Raw genomic sequence first — 17,494 nt, forward strand, 5'->3', positions numbered from 1 at the left:
GATGAAACCATTTTCTAAGCATTTATTGGTAGCGAGCGTATTGGCAGCCTGCAGTACCACCGCAGCCGCTGATACTTTCTCAATTGAAGAAATTGCAACGGCAGATAACTTCCGCAATAGTTTTCCGCGTGACATGAACGAGCAAGGGTTCATTGTAGGAATCTCAAGCTTTCCGACGGATGTTGATATTGATTTAAGCCAGTTGACTGCATCGCAATTGGCGAGTCTTGGCATTACTGATATTGATGAAGTTGATGAGCTTACGCCGGCGCAGTACGAGTTTATTATCAACTCATTAGCGACCAATGAAAACAGCAACTTCTTACAAAAGCCGATCGCTTCCTATCAGGCATTTTTGTACGACGGTATGACATTACCCGTCTCGTTTTTTAACGATCCAGAAGATGTTTCTACGATTACCTACCTTAACAGTATCAACGGCTCGAATACCGCTGTAGGTATGGGCTACGGTTCCTATAAGCCGGTTGAGTTTAGTTATATCAATAGTGAAGACGAAGAAGTCACGAATACATTCTACGTGCGTGATTTCATTTCACGCGGTGTTTGGTATCAAGATGGTCAAACAGCGACTGTTACGCCTCCTGAACAAGCAATCCTGGGTGGTGAAAGCGCCATCATGGACGTTAACGAAAGCGGCTTAGCAGCTGGCTATGCGAGTGTGGCGTTAAGTCCAGGTGCAGAGAGCACGATCGAGAACTGTACGCCGCCGGAAGATAGTGACGCTGTGCAAACTCGTCCTCTCGAAGTGTGTGCCTCTGAACTATGGCTTGATCTTCATAATGCGTCGGCCAACAACATCGCGCCGATCTTGTATTACACGCGCTCAAATTACGCGTCACGCCGTTCAATCTATGACGTCCGTGGCTTCTTGTGGCAGTTAGATGCCAGCGGTGAAGTGATTTCTTCTGTTGAGCTAGGCACACTTGAAGAACGTCGTGAAGATGATGAGTCTGATTTCTCAAGCTATGCCTATGCTGTCAATAACAACGGCATTGCAGCGGGTCAGAGCTTCACCTACCACCCAGACCGCGGCGCTATCCGTATGCCTGCAATCTTCGTGGATGGTGAAGCGATTGCTGTGACTGAGAACGATGAATACTTCTGGGGATCAGCGAACGATATCAATGACAATAACCGCGCAGTAGGTTATCTAACGACTACACGTGCCGCTAACCTGCGTAACATTGGTTTCTATTATGATGTCGATAGCGCCACAATGGAAACCCTACCAGGTTTCTTTGAAGGTTCTTCAACGGTGCCTAGCGATATTAACAATAATGGCTTGGTCGTGGGTACCGGCGAAATCGAACCCACGTTGTCGTCTTCACGCCGTCGTGTCGGCTTCTTGTATGACACAACCGCGGATGATGCTCAGTTCATTAACTTGAATGATGCGATTGCTTGCGATAGCCAATATTTTATCGTGGACGCACGTGCGATTACTGATTCAGGTGAAATCGTTGCTTCAGCGCTAAAAACTGAAGAGTACATTGATGGTGATGGCGAAACGCAATCTCGCGAAGTGGCGGTGACCATTAAAATGGACCCGATTGAGGGTGAACTCAATAATTGTCGCCAAGAAGAGAATAAAGTAGAGCGTAGTGGCGCGAGTTTCGGCGGCTTACCGCTGGCTAGCTTATCATTACTCGGCTTCTTTATTACACTTTCGCGCCGTCGCCAGCATAAAAATATCAAAAAATCATAAAGAAAATATCATAAAAAAGTAACATAGTTTCAACTTGTTAGGGATTTGCAAGTGGGCTGTGTTACTTTTTCGTATTGAACTATCCTGGTTTCGCGTTATCAATAGTAGGGAGAGCAGTCGTTATGTTCTCTATTGATAATCACAACCGAATAAAAAAGTGAAAAAGGGGTAGTTTTATGAAAAGACAGAAGCGCGATCGCTTTGAAAGAGCCCACACTCAAGGCTTTAAAGCCGGATTATCAGGACGCTCGAAGGATCAGTGTCCGTATCAAACCCAAGACGACTTTAGGTCTCAATGGTTAGGCGGTTGGCGAGATGCCATGGAGGCGAGGGGGACCGGCTTATTCCGCTAAATGTCTCATCAGATTGATATACAAACGCCGGCAAGCAGCCGGCGTTTTTTTATGCAGTTTATACGTTGTTTTAGAACGTACTGGTATCCGTAAATAAACCGACCTTTAAATCTTTAGCGGTATAGATAGGGCGACCATCAACTTCGACCACACCATCACCTACACCCATAAAGAGTTTGCGTTTAATGACACGCTTCATGTCGATTTTATAAGTCACTTTGCTGTGGTGCGGAAGGATCTGACCGGTAAACTTAACTTCGCCGACACCTAATGCACGTCCTCGTCCTGGGCCGCCAGACCAACCTAGATAAAACCCAACTAATTGCCACATTGCATCTAAGCCTAAGCAACCTGGCATCACAGGGTCACCCTTAAAGTGGCAGTCAAAAAACCACAAATCAGGATTAATATCTAATTCTGCATGAATAAACCCTTTGTCATGCGCGCCACCTTTTTCGGTAATGTTAACGATGCGATCCATCATCAACATGTCGGGAGCGGGTAAGCGACTGTTACCTGGACCAAATAATTCGCCTTCACTGCATGCAATCAGATCTTCGCGAGAAAAACTCGATTGATTCATAACGACCTTTTTTGTTGTATACCACTGAAATCAAGTTGCAGTTTAGCGTACAGCTGTACGCTAAACAACTCCGATTAGTGGAAGTCCGCGCTTTGAATCAACCGAACCAGCGTTGCCACCAGGTTCGATTGTCCGATTCTTGTTCATTATGCGCGTTGAGTTTTACCTGTTTGTATAAGTCTTTCACAGGCATATCACATAAATATGACAACGCTTCGTCGACATGATCAACGGTATGGATATGAAACAAGCCTCGTTCAACCGCTTCGACGATATCAGGACGCAGCACTAACTGCTTTTGGTTAGACTCAGGAATTAATACTTGATGACTGCCATCGAGGCCTCGTAGTGCACATAAATCAAAAAAGCCTTCGATCTTCTCGTTTACTCCGCCTATGGCTTGCACTTGACCAAACTGGTCAATCGCCCCAGTCAGTGCGACCGACTGCTTGAACGGAACATCAGCGAGGGCACTGATAAGACAACACAGCTCGCCCAGCGAGGCGCTATCGCCGTCGACCTCGTGGTAAGACTGCTCAAAGACAACGGTTGCCGAAACTGACATGGGCTCATGACGCGCGAAGTGGTGTGCCAGATAAGCGCTTAAGATCATCACACCCTTTGTGTGAATGTTGCCCGAAAGCTCTGACTTACGCTCGATATCGATGATATCGCCGTCACCATAATGGATGGTCGCGGTAATCCGCGAGGGTTCACCGAACTCAACGCCGGCGACACTCACGACCGTCAAGCCATTCACCTGACCGACAACTTCGCCGGCAGTATCGATGCGTACTTCGTTATTAAGAATACTGCGTCGACTGACTTCTTCAATATAGCCACCGCGTTCACGCTGTTGTTTGATTGCATTGCGCACACTATCGCCGTCAATCTGAGTTTTTTCGTCGTGAGAAGCAACAGCATTCGCTTGTTTAAGTAGTTGAAGGAGGGCGATCGCATCTAAACTGAGCTCATGCTGATGCTCGGCCCAGCGGGATACTTCGGTTAATACCGCAGCGTAAGCATCTTCAGTCAGCGGTAAAACATCCGCGTTGTCCCAGACGTAATGTAGAAACTTAAAATAGTCAGTGATAGGGTGCTGATTAGTGTCGTAACGCGACTGAAAGTCGGCGACAAATGGAAATAGGTCACTGAAATCGTCATCATAATCGGTCAGCGTTGCATAGCTGCTCCGGCTTCCGACCAAGATGATTTTTATATCGATAGGTACCGGCTCTGGACGGTAAAAATAAGCCGCTCCAGCTTCCATCGTCGGTTGTGGCCACTCAAAATAACCGCTTTTTAGGACTTCCTTTAAACGCTTATACATTGTTGGTTGCTCAAGCAACGCATCAATATCAATCGCCAATACACCACCATTCGCCTTGAGTAACCAACCCGGCTCGAGTAGATGTAAATCGGAACGCACGGTGCCACCAATGGATTGCGCGCCCATTTGTCCAAATAACTGCGCTTCTGATACCCGATCACAATAATAAAAAGGAGCAGGGTGCTCGTGCCCAACGATGACAGTGGCGAACTGGTCGGATGCGAAGTCATCAAAGGTCTTCTGTTTTACGCGCTGAACATAGTCGCGCAAAGCACGCGTATCAAACGTACTGACGAGCTCTTCAACCAGTTCATCGCGCTGGTCGAGCGGCTGTTGCAGGATGTGTTGCAACGCGCCAATCACCGCGAACGCGTTACCCGATGGCACATTAACGCATAATGGACGTAGCCCATCATCTGGGTCGGCCAAATAGAGCCAATCGAACCAACGACTATGTTGCCAAGTCATTGTCGCAAAACACTCATCAAACACTTCTTTATGATTAAAGCCGCGTGGGACGATCGCAAAACAGTGGCCATAAGCGCCTGTTTGGCGCAGTGAGGCGGCTAAACCATTGAGTGCACGTTGTTGACCCACGAGTAACTGTGAATCGCACTCTTTAGGTCTTAGCGATAACCATGCTTGGGTTTGGGGTGTTAGTTGCGAAGCGCTCAGCTGCATATAAATCGAGTTCCTTATCCTATGGTCAGCTTAGTTGTGACCACATCAATCTTAGATGAAATTAATCGACCGATGTTAGCACAGGTTGGCTTTAGCTGTTAGCTAATCGCGCTTTGCTATCGCTGTAATTCAAAGGAGCTGTGGGTTACTTTGGTTTGTAACTCCATGCGAAATAAAAGCTCAGAGGGCCCACTAGAAGAATCGGTAGGGTTTCCAAGATACCCTTATATAGCATTCAAAAACCCAAGCTTACTGTCCAAGCTCGTATGCAAAATCTGCGATACATAACACCCAAAGCTGGACAAAATTTCACGTAGAAGCGCCTGTATGAACAGGCGCATTTTAGAATCTCATTCCTTAAACCGAGCACGGCAAGGGCCAAGCGCGTAAATCCGCGTATCGACCACCCTAAACTACCATATTATTGATTGCGTATAATGTATATTATGTTAAATCATTAGTATATCAAGACAAGGACAAGGTGAAGTGCTCACATTTTTACGTAAGCGCTTCCCCCTGTTTGTCTGTCAGTCGTTAAATAACTCGGCGCGTTTGGGTAAGTTTTCGGTGAGATAATCTATCAACACGCGTACGGCTGGTAGCAAACCCCGTCGGTGCGGATACGTGAGATGCATAATACCGACCGGTAGCTTCCAGTCTGGTAACACTTGCACTAACTGGTGGTTCTGTACTGCATCCTTACATAAGTAATTTGGGAGTGCTGTCACACCTTGTGCCTGGATGGCTGACTCACGCAGTACAATCATATCGTCAGTAATTAAGCGTGGCTCAAACTTAATTGTTTGTTGCTCGCCACTGTCATGCGTTAATAAGTAACGGTATTGGCCACTGGTATAATGTAATGACAAATGGTTTAGGGTTAATAAATCATTGGGCGATTGTATTGGGTGGCGCTTTATTAATTCTGGCGCTGCGAATAGTGTCAATGGCGACTCGCTTAACGGTCGTGCAATTAAACTAGAATCCTCAATATTTGGACGCACGCGCAACGCAACATCGATGCCTTCATCAATTAAATTAATCGGGCGATTAGTCACGACTAAATTAATGTTTATTTCTGGATACAGTGTCATAAATTCTGGCAATACATCCACAAGTAAACTTTGGCTTAATGCATAAGGTGCGCTGAAATTGACACGCCCGCGTGGCTTTTCTAATAAACGCTGTGTAACTTGCTGTGCACTTTCTGCGGCTTCCACCAATTGTTGGCAATGCAATAAAAATGCTTCTCCCACATCGGTAAGCCGAATACCCGATTGAGACCGATTAAACAAACGCATGCCCTGCTCTGTTTCGAGCTGTTGTAATCGTCTGCTCACGGTGGCTTTTGGCAAGCTTAACGCCCGAGCCGCAGACGAAATACTGCCAGCCTCAACCACTTTGGCAAATAAATAATAGTTAGTAATATCCGGAAGTGCCATTACGGTGTACCAATTATGGAACGTCAGTTCTCATTTTAGACATCTTTTTAATTTTATGGAACACCCTACAATAGCAGTATCAAATAATTGGAGGTGGTTTATGAATATTTTGCACGTAGATTCAGGTATTTTCGTTGATCAGTCAGTCAGCCGTAAGCTGAGTGCGGATGTTGTAGCACAGCTAAAAGCCAATAATGAGAGCGCACAAGTCACGCATGTCGATCTTATTCAAAATCCTGTTGATCATTTAACAGCAGAAGAGTTGTTGGCAGAAGAAAAACCGCATTTCGACAAGTACGTAAGCCAGTTACAAAACGCTGATGTACTCGTGATTGGTGCACCGATGTACAACTTTACCATTCCATCTCAGTTGAAAGCATGGATTGACCGTGTTTTACAAGCCGGTGTGACTTTCCGTTACACAGAGCAAGGCCCTGAAGGTTTGCTAACAGGTAAAAAAGCGATTATTGCCTCAGGTCGCGGCGGTGTGTATTCAACGGGTGATCTCACAGCACTTGATCACCAAGAGAGTTACCTAAAACATGCCCTCGCCTTTATTGGCATCACGGAAGTCGAGGTCGTTCGTGCCGAAGGCATGAACATGGGTGATGAAGCACGCGAGCAAGGCTTTAAAAACGCGGCAGAGCAAATCGAACAGTTATAAGCTCATTCGTCATCGCGGCGCGCAATCAGTTGCGCGTCGTCTCCTATTTGTAAGATCTCTAATTCTATCGGCTGACAGCAAATCTGGCAGTCGACAATTTGTCGCGTACCCAAGTCATTTAGCCAATCCAGCTCTAGCTCATTAATCGCCATACAATATGGGCACTCAAATGTCCGTGCATCCGCTAAGCTCATCGCTACGCCTCTATTTCTCGCCGATAATTGAATCCAACTGCGTTATTTTTCTCGTATACAAGTCAACTAAGTAACCAACGCAGGCTGTCATGAAATCCTACACTTTATTACTGGCATCACTTCTGGTGACGCCTTCATTGACTGTAGCACAAGATACGCAAGTTACCGTTGATAAGGCTCACTTTCGTGCACCGATAAAAGAAGTTCGTGTACCTTCGGTGGTCAATACACTCGAGCAAAGCCAACTGAGCTTTGCCGTCGAAGGTCTATTTAAAGCGCACAACGTTGATGTGGGCGCTAAAGTGGCTCAGGGTGAAACCATCGCTGAACTCGACAAGCAACAAAGCGAAGCACAGTTGACTGAGTTGAGCGCACAAGTGCGCGCAAGCCAAGCGACATTGGATGATCAACAACAACAGTTTGATGAACTGAACGCACTTACTGAGAGTCAATCTGTGGCAAAAAGTGAGCTCAGACGCGCGCGTGCGGCGCTTAACACGGCACGCGCAGAACTAGAAAGCCGTAAAGCGGCTTTGCAGCGTGCAGAGGTTGAATTGGCATTCCACTCACTCAAGGCACCGTTTGATGGTGTCGTGTCGGCACGCTACGTTGATTTAGGTGAATGGGTAACGCCTGGCACCGCTGCTTTTGAGTTGACCCGCTTGGATAAGCTGTACATCGATGCCTTTTTACCCTTCCGTTACCTGCCCTATGTTGATAAAACGACTGAGGTATCGGTCATCCGCAAAGATCTTTCCGGTGATATACAGCAATATGATGCGACAATTTCAGACATTGTACCGACAACGACCAATAGCGAGCGCGCATTTCGGGTTCGTATCAACGAATTGCCCAGCGACACACTTTATGTAGGTATGCCTGTTGATGTTCAATTCGAAGTCCAGCTTTCAGAGCCAAGTACCGTAGTAAATAAGGATGCGCTCATACGCTATAGCGATGGTCGAACTTCGATTTGGTTGGTTGAGACTGAAGGTGATAAATCTCTGGCTAAGCAGCGGTTTGTTAATGTGACGCACCGCTTTGGCGACTTTATCGCCATTAAAGAAACCTTTCCTGAAACTGCGCAAGTGATCGTTCGAGGTAACGAGACGCTACGTGATGGTGATGAGGTGACTGTGGTGTCAGGAGAACAGTATGATTGAGTGGCTGATTCGACATAAACACACCACCATAGTCGCAGTTCTGATCCTTTGCCTACTTGGTATCACCGCTGCGTTTCGCATTCCTATTCAGATGATCCCCGATCTAGAAGTCAGAACCATCAGCGTTCAGACGCAGTGGCCAGGCGCTACACCGCAGGATATTGAAAAAGAGATACTCATTGAGCAGGAAGAATTTTTAAGAACGATTCCGAACTTACAACGCATGGAAAGCACTGCAAATACGGGACAAGCGACCATCGAACTGGACTTTCCGTACTCGGTTGACGTTGCGGAAACATTAATACTAGTTAACAATGCGTTAACTCAAGTGCCTAATTATCCAGAAAATGTGGATGAACCTAAAATCTTTGCTGCGTCTTTTTCAAGTAATGCATTTATGTACTTTCGAGTGGCGCCTATTGAGGGAAATCCTCAACAACTCGACATGATAATGATGCGAGATTACATTGAGGATAACGTCAGACCGCGCATGTCATCGGTTGCTGGAGTCTCTCAAGTTGAGGTGAGCGGAGGTGCTGAGCGACAAGTAAGAATCCAGCTTGATGATGCCGCGCTGGTTCAACACAACGTCTCGGTCGCTGATGTTCAGCGCGTATTGCGCGCACGGAATCAAGACACCTCTGCCGGCGATCTTGAGCAAGGTAAGCGACTTTACTTACTGCGCACCACGGGTCGCTTTGATGCACTTGAAGATATTGGTGACACGATTATACGGCGTGACGGTCAGCAACTCGTGCGCTTGAGCGATGTTGCGTCTATTACCCTCTCCCATTTTGAACTGCGCAGCGAGTCTTGGTTTAAAGATAATCAGGTGCTGAGTCTCCAGGTGCAGCGCGAAAGTGGCAGTAATGTTATCGATATTAAGTATGCCATGCTTGATGAAGTGGAGCGTATTAACGAAGAGTTATTGCGCCCTGCGGGCATGGAGATTATTTTAAATTCCGATGATGTGCGTTATGTCGAACAGTCCATTTCGAATGTATTAGTGAACCTTTTTATCGGTGCGGTGTTCGCCACACTAGTCATGTACGCGTTCATGCGAACCTTCCGTGGCACTATGATGGCGGTGATCGGTATTCCGATTTGTACACTCGCTGGCTTTATTGGTCTGCTACTACTCGATCGTACGATTAACGTTATCTCACTTGCGGGCATCGCATTTGCGCTAGGTATGACGCTTGATAATGCGATCGTGGTACTTGAGAGCATTGAGCATGAGCGGCGGCAAAATAAAAAGCCCATGCAAGCCGCGATAGATGGTGTCAAGCAAGTGTGGACAGCCGTATTGACCTCAACGCTGACAACGGTTTTGGTGTTTTTACCTATTCTATTTATTCAACAAGAAGCCGGACAACTATATTCTGATGTCGCAATTGCGATTTCATCGGCAATTGTCGCGTCGATGATCCTCTCTGTGACACTGGTTCCTCTTTTAGCAGCTCAGTTCCCCCCACCGCTTAAAAAGCAAAATATGGATTGGGCTGATGCCATTACTTCACGTGCCGAAAAGCTCTACAAACGGCGCGGCAGAAGTATTGCCACGGTGGGTGTCACGGCTGCTGCTGTTGTGGGTATCTGGTGGTGGCTCATGCCGCCTGCTGAATACTTGCCGGAGGGCGAAGAAGCTAAAACCTTTGCCACTATGTCCGCACCGCCAGGCTATAACTTATCTACCATGTCGGCGATTGCCGCCGAAATACGCGCGATTTTTGATCCCGCACTGGTGACGGAGAATGCCGAGGTAACGGAAAGCGGGCTCACTATTCCAGCGCTTAAGGCGATCTCCTACAGCGTGCAGCCTACTAATATGCGTATTATTGCAGAAACTCGTGATCCCGATCGTATCGATGAGCTCATGGCGCGTATCACTGAAGTCTATGAGCGTTATCCAGGTATGCGCGCATTTGCTGCGAAAGGTTCGATTATCAGCAGTAATGATGGCGGTACACGCAGTATTAACGTGGATGTCTCAGGCAACGAACTAGCGCCTCTTTACGCTGCAGCGCGCGCTATTTATCAACGCAGCCAAGAAGTGTTTGAACAGCCACGTATTCAGACCAACCCGAACGCTCTAACGTTGGCGCAGCCACTGATTGAAGTGCAGCCTGACTGGGATAGGTTAAGCGAGTTGGATATTAGTGCTGAGGTGCTTGGCAGTGCTGTGGCTTCCCTCTCGGACGGCGCCTTTGTGGGAGAATTCTTCAGAGGCGATGACAAAATTGATATGTATTTGTTCAGTGACCAAGCCACTGCAGTGAAGCCATCGGATCTGGATAGCTTGCCTGTCATCCAACGTGATGGCCGCCCGGTATTTTTATCTTCAGTTGCCGATATCGTAGAGACGGTGGATACCAGTACAGTGCGACGAGTCGATAGCCGTCGAACTGTTACTTTAAATATTATTCCACCTGAATCGGTTGCGTTAGAGCAAGGTGTGCAGCAAGTCCGCGAGGATGTGATTGGTTATTTGCGCTCACAAGGCGAGATACCCAACGATATTACCACGCAGCTGTCTGGAGCGGCCGATCAGCTCGCCGAAACCCAGTCTGCGTTAATGGAAAACTATCTGCTGGCCGTGGCGATTGTTTATTTGCTGATGGTTGCGATTTTTGCACACTGGGGTCACCCGTTGCTCATCATGACAACCATCCCCATGGGGATAAGTGCAGGTATCGCGGGATTAGCCCTGCTTAATGGAATTGGCTTATTTCAGCAACCCTTCGACATGATTACAATGTTGGGCTTTCTGATTTTGATGGGTACCGTGATCAATAACCCGATACTCGTTGTCGAGCGCACGCTGTTCTTGAAGAAGCAGCAAAACTGCTCGGTTCAAGACGCGCTGAGCGGTGCATTAAAAAGCCGTATTCGCCCTATCGCGATTACGACGGTCACAACATTGTGCGGCATTGCGCCCTTGGTCTTTATTCCGGGTGAAGGCACCGAGCTTTATCGTGGCGTCGGTACCATCGTGATGTTTGGCTTAATGGGTGCCGCGATTGTGACCGTACTCACGTTACCTGCGCTAACCGCTTTATTCTTGCGTAGTAGACTGAGTAAATGAGGTCATTTGTAGCGACAAGACCTTGTCTACAACCGGCGCAAGTTGGGTAAGATCAACGCTGGGGTATCCACTAACGATATACTCCAGCGTTAACTCACTATCGCTGAAGGTCAACGTCATCGTACCGTTTAACCCCAATCCTTGCAGCGGACCTAAGCCTCCAGTGAGACGAAGTACATGGCCGGGATCGACATAGGAAACGGTCATATGTTGTGCTTGTCTATCCCCCGCTATCTCGCAAAAACAGCCACCGGCGACTGGGTCAATTGTTAACGTGCCGTCGGCACCAAACCAAGTGTGATCAACAGGCCACCAACTATCAATGTCATCGACAAATACTCGATATGCATTTGTCGCGCTGTCGTCGTAGCGATGCGTTTGTTTGATATGAAAGCCCGTACTGTCGCTTGATACGACCTCTGCCGAAGCAAAAGGTGATAAGCATAACGCGCTCATTAAGAGGCATAAGTGTGTGGTTTTTCGCATAGTTATCTCGTTATTATTTTAATTAAACGAGCATAGCATAGCGGACATAAAAAAAGCGGCAATACCATTGCCGCTTTTTGGGGGTTACACTATGACTTATTGACCAGGCATCAACACGGCGTCAATTACGTGGATCACGCCATTTTTGGCTTTGATATCCGCTTTGATCACCATGGCATCATTAATCATGACACCACTGGTTGCGTCGACAGCAATGGTTGAACCTTCAACAGTTTCAACATCAGTGGTTTTGCCTTTGATGTCTGCGCTCATGATATTGCCAGGTACTACGTGATAAGTGAGTACAGCACGTAACTTCTCTTTATCTTTTAGCAACTCTTCTAACGCGCCTTCAGGAAGTTCTTCAAATGCATCATTGGTTGGCGCGAAAACGGTAAATGGACCGTCACCTTTCAATGTACCAACCAAGCCAGCCTCTTTAATGGCTGTCACTAAGGTTGAAAACTGTGGATCTTTAGACGCGATTTGCACTATATCCCACTCACCTTTCATCTCTTTCTTACCACCATGATGATCGGCTAAGGCTTGGGTTGATGAAAACGCGAGTACACCACCTACAACTGCAAATAAAAATTTACGAAACATACTATGCCTCCTCGAATAATTAGGGCATCGTGTAATACGACTATTATTTTGATTTCGATTAACTATGGTTATGTAAATATTTTGTAATGCTGCCGATAAAGAGTTAACAACGATAAAACAGGAAGTTTTGGAGTACTAAATGGCTATACTCAATCGATACTCGATCGCAAAGCGGCTTATTGCCCTACTTGGTATTGCGGCAATAGGCACGGCACTGATGGTTGCTTTCATGATGTTCATTATGCGGGGCGTATTCATCGATGAAGAAAAAAATAAACTAGATGCAGTGTTGGATTCTGCAGCCAGTGTCATGAGTTACTATCACGATTTACAGAAGCAAGGAGCACTCTCAGAGGCAGAGGCAAAGCAGCAAGCATTTGCTCGTTTGGATGAGGTTCGGTACGAGGGTCAAGAATACATATTCACTATCGACCGAAACGGAAATATGGTTCAGCACCCGTTCGCCAAGCAACTGGTTGGTACTAATGTGCTGAGCTACGAAGACCCCAAGGGTAAGCGTTTGTTTCAGGCAATGGTCAATGGTGTAAAAACGAAGGATCGCGCCACCGTTGAGTATATTTGGCAAAAAGGCGCTGATCAAAATAACTTAGTCGACAAAATCAGTCGTGTATACGTGTTCGAGCCATGGGGGCTGATTTTAGGCACCGGTCAGTACGTTGATAATATAGCTGACCTGTTATGGTCGCAGTTCTTCAAGTTGGTACTTTTAGCTGTATTTCTATCTGTGCCATTACTTATTCTCTTTTTGTTGATTATTCGAAGCATCGTTCGACCACTCAAGACCATCAATCAAGCGATGGAAAACATCTCTGAAGGTGATGGCGATCTCACTAAACGGCTTAAAACCGAGGGGAACGATGAGCTCACTCAGGTAGCCGAGTCATTTAATACATTTGTTCATAAAATCCAGCAGTTGGTTGTTAACGTGCAAGAATCTGCGGACTCAGAGCAACAAGCAGCAGAACAGTTAGCGACGTTGTGCGAGAGTAGCTCGTCACAAACCGCACGTTTGAACCAACAAACTGAAGCGGTCGCGACAGCGGTTAACGAGTTGACCTCCTCTGCCGGAGAAGTGGCGCAACACGCGCGCGAAGCGGCAGAATCCGCTAACGTGGCTGACGAGCAATCAGGTCGTTCAGCGGCCACCGTGCGCAGCGCTGTGCAAAACATTGATGCGCTTACACAGCGATTGAATCAAGCCAACCAACACGCCAAGACGCTTACTGAGGGCTCAAAACAAATCGGTGCGATTTTAAACGTTATTATTACTATTGCTGAGCAAACTAATTTGCTTGCGTTGAACGCAGCGATTGAAGCGGCTCGCGCTGGTGAGGCGGGGCGTGGTTTTGCGGTAGTCGCCGATGAAGTGAGACAACTGGCGACCAAAACGCAGAAGTCGACCGATGAAATCGGCAACATTGTTGACAACATTCAACGTTCGATTACCGATGTAACGAATATTATACGAGAAGCTGAGTCCGGCTCTGAGCAAACACGGAGTGAGACGATTGAAGCTGAACAAGCGATTAGCCAAATCCAAGAAGCTGTTGCACATATTTCAGGGATGAATGTACAAATTGCCTCAGCAACGGACGAACAAAGTCGTGTGACGCAAGACATTAGTGAAAACATCACCTCAATTAGCTCGCTCACTTACGATACCAAAGATGCATCTGAGCAGGTAAAACAAGTGTCCGATTCACTCATTAAGAACAGCGTTGATTTGAGTCAAATGATAAGACGTTTTCGGGTGAAATAGCCTTTTAGTTTATGGGGATATTGTTAAGATGCCCTCTGTACGTTTAGAGCCGTACGGTGTAAACTATGGGCACTTTTACAAGGGAGCTGACTTTTATAAGGAAGCGGGTAAAAGTCGTCTTTTTCCTGAACTCAATCACCGCGGAATATCAAGATGAGTGAAACACTTCAAAACCAACCGATCGAATATAATATGAAGGTCGTTCGGCAGTTTACTGTCATGACCATTATTTGGGGTATCGTCGGAATGGGCTTGGGCGTGCTTATCGCTGCACAACTTGTGTGGCCTGAGCTAAACTTTAATACGCCTTGGCTCACCTACTCGCGTCTCCGTCCACTTCACACCAATGCCGTTATCTTTGCTTTTGGTACCAGCGCATTATTTGCCACCTCGTACTACGTTGTTCAAAAAACATGTAAAACATCGCTGTTCTCGGACCGCTTAGCAGCGTTTACGTTCTGGGGCTGGCAAGCCGTTATTGTCGCGGCTGTGATCACCTTGCCTATGGGCTTGAGCACTACAAAGGAATATGCTGAGCTCGAGTGGCCTATCGATATCTTGATTGCTGTCGTTTGGATTGCTTACGCAATCGTATTCTTCGGCACCTTGGCGATTCGTAAAACCTCGCATATTTACGTTGCGAACTGGTTCTACGGCGGCTTTATCGTTGTTATCGCGATGTTGCACATCGTTAACAGCATGGCTATCCCTGTCAACTTCATCAAGTCGTACTCTATCTACTCAGGTGCAGTTGATGCGATGATTCAGTGGTGGTACGGCCACAACGCGGTAGGCTTCCTATTGACCGCGGGCTTCTTAGGTATGATGTATTACTTCGTACCAAAACAAGCTGAGCGCCCTGTCTACTCATACCGTTTATCAGTCGTCCACTTCTGGGCACTTATTTCGCTGTATATCTGGGCGGGTCCTCACCACCTTCATTACACTGCGCTACCGGACTGGACTCAGTCTGTTGGTATGGTGATGTCTGTTATCTTGTTCGTACCTTCTTGGGGCGGCATGATTAACGGTATCATGACCTTATCAGGCGCATGGCATAAGTTACGTACCGACCCTATCTTGCGTTTCTTGATTGTGTCTCTGTCGTTCTACGGCATGTCGACCTTCGAAGGTCCTATGATGGCAATCAAATCTGTAAATGCCCTATCGCACTACACTGACTGGACAATCGGTCACGTTCACTCGGGTGCATTAGGTTGGGTTGCGATGATTACTATCGGCTCTATGTACTTCTTAGTACCGCGTTTGTTTAACCAAAAACAAATTCACAGCATCAAATTGGTTAACGTGCACTTCTGGTTGCACACCATCGGTGTTGTGTTCTACATCGTCTCAATGTGGATCTCAGGTGTGATGCAAGGTTTGATGTGGCGCGCGACCAACGCGGATGGCACGCTCACTTATAGCTTTGTTGAAAGTGTTCAAGCTTCATACCCGTTCTGGACAGGCCGCTTTATCGGTGGTGTGTTCATTATTACAGGTATGTTGTTGATGGCTTACAACTGTTATCAAACTATCCGTGCGGGTCGTCGTGAGACAGCCGCAGGTAACATCGTACAAACAGCCTAAGGGAGATAACAATGAGTCGTGTAAAACATGAATTTGTAGAAAAAAACCTTGGCTGGTTGTCTGTTTTAATGATTATCGCAGTGTCGATCGGTGGTCTCGTTGAGATCACCCCACTGTTGTTCCAAAGCCAAGTTCAGGAGCCAGTTAAAGGGTTAAAGCCTTACACTGCGCTTCAGTTAGAAGGTCGTGACATTTACATGCGCGAAGGTTGTTCAAACTGCCATAGCCAAATGATCCGTCCGTTCCGAGCTGAAACAGAGCGTTACGGTCACTATTCTTTGGCGGGCGAAAGCGTTTGGGATCACCCGTTCCTGTGGGGCTCAAAACGTACTGGACCTGATTTAGCGCGTGTAGGTGGTCGTTATAGTGATGACTGGCACTATGTTCACTTAATGAACCCTCGTAACGTAGTACCTGAGTCAAACATGCCTGCATTCCCTTGGCTCGCTGAAAACACCCTCGACGGTGCTTACACAGCCAAGAAAATGGAAGCGCTTCGTACATTGGGCGTTCCTTATACGGATGAAGATATCGCCGGCGCTAAAGAAGCCGTGCAAGGTAAGACCGAAATGCAAGCGCTTATTGCTTATCTTCAGTCGCTCGGAACCGCTCTTCAACGCGCGGATCAAGAATGAGTTACGGAGATTACGGCACTTGGCGGGGACTATTCTCCATTGTGATTTTGGTAATTTTTATTGCCATCGTACTTTGGGTGTATTTGAGCCGCCGCGCCAATAAACAATTTGATGAGGCCGCTAATTCAATTTTTGACGAAGGTGAATTAGACAACTCATCTAACGAGAAAAGCGAGAAACCGGAGTCCAAGAAAGATGAGTAACTTCTGGAGTGCATGGATCATAGTTCTGACGTTGGGGTTACTGTTCGCCCTGATATGGTTACTACGTTGGAACATGAAAAACTATACGGACGTCGATGAAGGCCAGGAGATGGACCATGAATTCGATGGCATCGTTGAGGTCAATAACCCACTACCTAAGTGGTGGACTTACCTATTCTGGGCGTGTTTTGCTTGGGGTTTTGTCTACCTAGCATTATATCCAGGTTTGGGTAAATTCGACGGCTTACTCGGCTGGAAAAGCTCAAACCAAGACGTTCAGTCATTGGCAGAGTCTCGTGCAGCGATGGACGCCTCAAATAGCGAAGGCTCGATTGTGCAATACGACCGTGAGGTGCGTGATGCAGAAGAAGAGTTTGGCCCTATTTTTGAAGCGTATGCACAAACGCCAATCCCTGAGTTAATTAAAAACGAGGATGCATTGGAGGTCGGTCAACGTTTGTTCCTACAAAACTGTTCACAGTGTCATGGCTCAAACGCGATGGGTGGTCCTGGCTTCCCTAACCTAACCGACAATGATTGGCTGTATGGTGGAACACCACACGACATCAAGACCACGTTGTTAAACGGTCGCCAAGGCAACATGCCAGCATGGAGTGACCAGTTCAGTGACCAAGAAATCACCGAGTTGGCTAACTATGTGGCGAGCCTGAGTGGACGTGAGCGTGACCCTGAGCTTGTCGCGGCCGGTAAGAAAAACTTCGCAGTGTGTTCAGCCTGCCATGGTCCAAATGGCAAAGGCAACCAGCAACTGGGTGCACCTAACTTAACCGACAATGTATGGTTATATGGTGGTTCGATTGCTGCGATTGAAGAGACCCTGCACTACGGTCGTAATGGTGTCATGCCAGCATGGAAAGATATCCTCGGAGAGGATAAAATACACGTAGTCTCAGCGTACATTTACAGCTTATCTAACGACGAGTAAGTAAATCTGATGTAAAGCCCCGCTACG

General features: G+C 47.1%; 16 protein-coding genes. 10 read left to right on the forward strand and 6 right to left on the reverse strand.

Annotated features, from left to right (window positions below):
* Position 1: 1 nt before the first annotated feature.
* Both DFP83_RS03005 and rmf read left to right on the forward strand, forming a co-directional pair.
* Entirely contained in the window at positions 2 to 1,726 is a 1,725-nt protein-coding gene (locus DFP83_RS03005; RefSeq protein WP_241971584.1) for a DUF3466 family protein, read from the forward strand.
* 176 nt (positions 1,727 to 1,902) lie between these two features.
* The gene (gene rmf, locus DFP83_RS03010) at positions 1,903 to 2,079 is read left to right on the forward strand and encodes a ribosome modulation factor (protein WP_006955790.1); all 177 of its coding nucleotides are present in this window, start codon (positions 1,903 to 1,905) and stop codon (positions 2,077 to 2,079) included.
* Between the two features lie 70 nt (positions 2,080 to 2,149).
* On the opposite strand, the gene fabA is transcribed toward rmf, so the two are convergent.
* From fabA to DFP83_RS03025, 3 genes are all read right to left on the reverse strand, one after another.
* Positions 2,150 to 2,662, reverse strand: a complete 513-nt coding sequence (gene fabA / locus DFP83_RS03015) for a 3-hydroxyacyl-[acyl-carrier-protein] dehydratase FabA (RefSeq protein WP_110573041.1) — start codon at positions 2,660 to 2,662, stop codon at positions 2,150 to 2,152.
* Positions 2,663 to 2,759: 97 nt separating this feature from the next.
* A complete protein-coding gene (locus DFP83_RS03020) occupies positions 2,760 to 4,673 on the reverse strand; it encodes an AAA family ATPase (protein ID WP_110573043.1) in 1,914 nt (637 codons plus the stop codon).
* Positions 4,674 to 5,200: 527 nt separating this feature from the next.
* Entirely contained in the window at positions 5,201 to 6,115 is a 915-nt protein-coding gene (locus DFP83_RS03025) for a LysR family transcriptional regulator (RefSeq protein ID WP_110573045.1), read from the reverse strand.
* Between the two features lie 100 nt (positions 6,116 to 6,215).
* On the opposite strand from DFP83_RS03025, the gene DFP83_RS03030 reads away from it, so the two are divergent.
* Positions 6,216 to 6,779: an FMN-dependent NADH-azoreductase gene (locus tag DFP83_RS03030; protein ID WP_110573047.1), complete on the forward strand. Its 564-nt coding sequence runs from the start codon at positions 6,216 to 6,218 to the stop codon at positions 6,777 to 6,779.
* 2 nt (positions 6,780 to 6,781) lie between these two features.
* Here DFP83_RS03030 and DFP83_RS03035 read toward each other — a convergent pair whose 3' ends face one another.
* The gene (locus DFP83_RS03035; RefSeq protein WP_006955752.1) at positions 6,782 to 6,973 is read right to left on the reverse strand and encodes a zinc ribbon domain-containing protein; all 192 of its coding nucleotides are present in this window, start codon (positions 6,971 to 6,973) and stop codon (positions 6,782 to 6,784) included.
* An 89-nt stretch (positions 6,974 to 7,062) separates the two neighbouring features.
* Between DFP83_RS03035 and DFP83_RS03040 the strand changes: the two genes are divergently transcribed.
* On the forward strand, positions 7,063 to 8,136 hold the full coding sequence (locus tag DFP83_RS03040; RefSeq protein ID WP_110573049.1) for an efflux RND transporter periplasmic adaptor subunit: 1,074 nt from the start codon (positions 7,063 to 7,065) through the stop codon (positions 8,134 to 8,136).
* The gene (locus DFP83_RS03045) at positions 8,129 to 11,221 is read left to right on the forward strand and encodes an efflux RND transporter permease subunit (RefSeq protein ID WP_110573052.1); all 3,093 of its coding nucleotides are present in this window, start codon (positions 8,129 to 8,131) and stop codon (positions 11,219 to 11,221) included. The genes DFP83_RS03040 and DFP83_RS03045 overlap by 8 nt, the downstream gene beginning before the upstream one ends.
* Here the strand turns inward: DFP83_RS03045 and DFP83_RS03050 are convergent.
* Together DFP83_RS03050 and DFP83_RS03055 are read right to left on the reverse strand one after the other, a co-directional pair.
* Entirely contained in the window at positions 11,192 to 11,707 is a 516-nt protein-coding gene (locus DFP83_RS03050; RefSeq protein WP_110573054.1) for an SRPBCC family protein, read from the reverse strand. The genes DFP83_RS03045 and DFP83_RS03050 overlap by 30 nt on opposite strands.
* Positions 11,708 to 11,803: 96 nt before the next feature.
* Positions 11,804 to 12,313, reverse strand: a complete 510-nt coding sequence (locus DFP83_RS03055; protein WP_110573056.1) for a fasciclin domain-containing protein — start codon at positions 12,311 to 12,313, stop codon at positions 11,804 to 11,806.
* A 139-nt stretch (positions 12,314 to 12,452) separates the two neighbouring features.
* Here DFP83_RS03055 and DFP83_RS03060 point away from each other — a divergent pair, with 139 nt between their 5' ends.
* The 5 genes from DFP83_RS03060 to ccoP all read left to right on the forward strand — a co-directional run bounded on the left by DFP83_RS03060 (position 12,453) and on the right by ccoP (position 17,467).
* Positions 12,453 to 14,093, forward strand: coding sequence for a methyl-accepting chemotaxis protein (locus DFP83_RS03060; protein WP_110573058.1), 1,641 nt, complete (start codon positions 12,453 to 12,455; stop codon positions 14,091 to 14,093).
* A gap of 153 nt (positions 14,094 to 14,246) precedes the next feature.
* Positions 14,247 to 15,683 (forward strand): cytochrome-c oxidase, cbb3-type subunit I, encoded by a 1,437-nt coding sequence (ccoN, locus tag DFP83_RS03065; protein WP_110573060.1) that lies wholly within the window; start codon positions 14,247 to 14,249, stop codon positions 15,681 to 15,683.
* 11 nt (positions 15,684 to 15,694) lie between these two features.
* Positions 15,695 to 16,318 (forward strand): cytochrome-c oxidase, cbb3-type subunit II, encoded by a 624-nt coding sequence (ccoO, locus tag DFP83_RS03070; protein ID WP_110573062.1) that lies wholly within the window; start codon positions 15,695 to 15,697, stop codon positions 16,316 to 16,318.
* Positions 16,315 to 16,521, forward strand: coding sequence for a cbb3-type cytochrome oxidase subunit 3 (locus DFP83_RS03075; protein WP_110573064.1), 207 nt, complete (start codon positions 16,315 to 16,317; stop codon positions 16,519 to 16,521). The genes ccoO and DFP83_RS03075 overlap by 4 nt, the downstream gene beginning before the upstream one ends.
* Positions 16,514 to 17,467 (forward strand): cytochrome-c oxidase, cbb3-type subunit III, encoded by a 954-nt coding sequence (gene ccoP, locus DFP83_RS03080; protein ID WP_110573066.1) that lies wholly within the window; start codon positions 16,514 to 16,516, stop codon positions 17,465 to 17,467. Before DFP83_RS03075 ends, ccoP begins: the two co-directional genes overlap by 8 nt.
* Positions 17,468 to 17,494 lie beyond the last annotated feature (27 nt).

The sequence above is a fragment of the Idiomarina fontislapidosi genome (assembly GCF_003226255.1).
GTDB classification, from domain to species: Bacteria; Pseudomonadota; Gammaproteobacteria; order Enterobacterales; family Alteromonadaceae; genus Idiomarina; species Idiomarina fontislapidosi.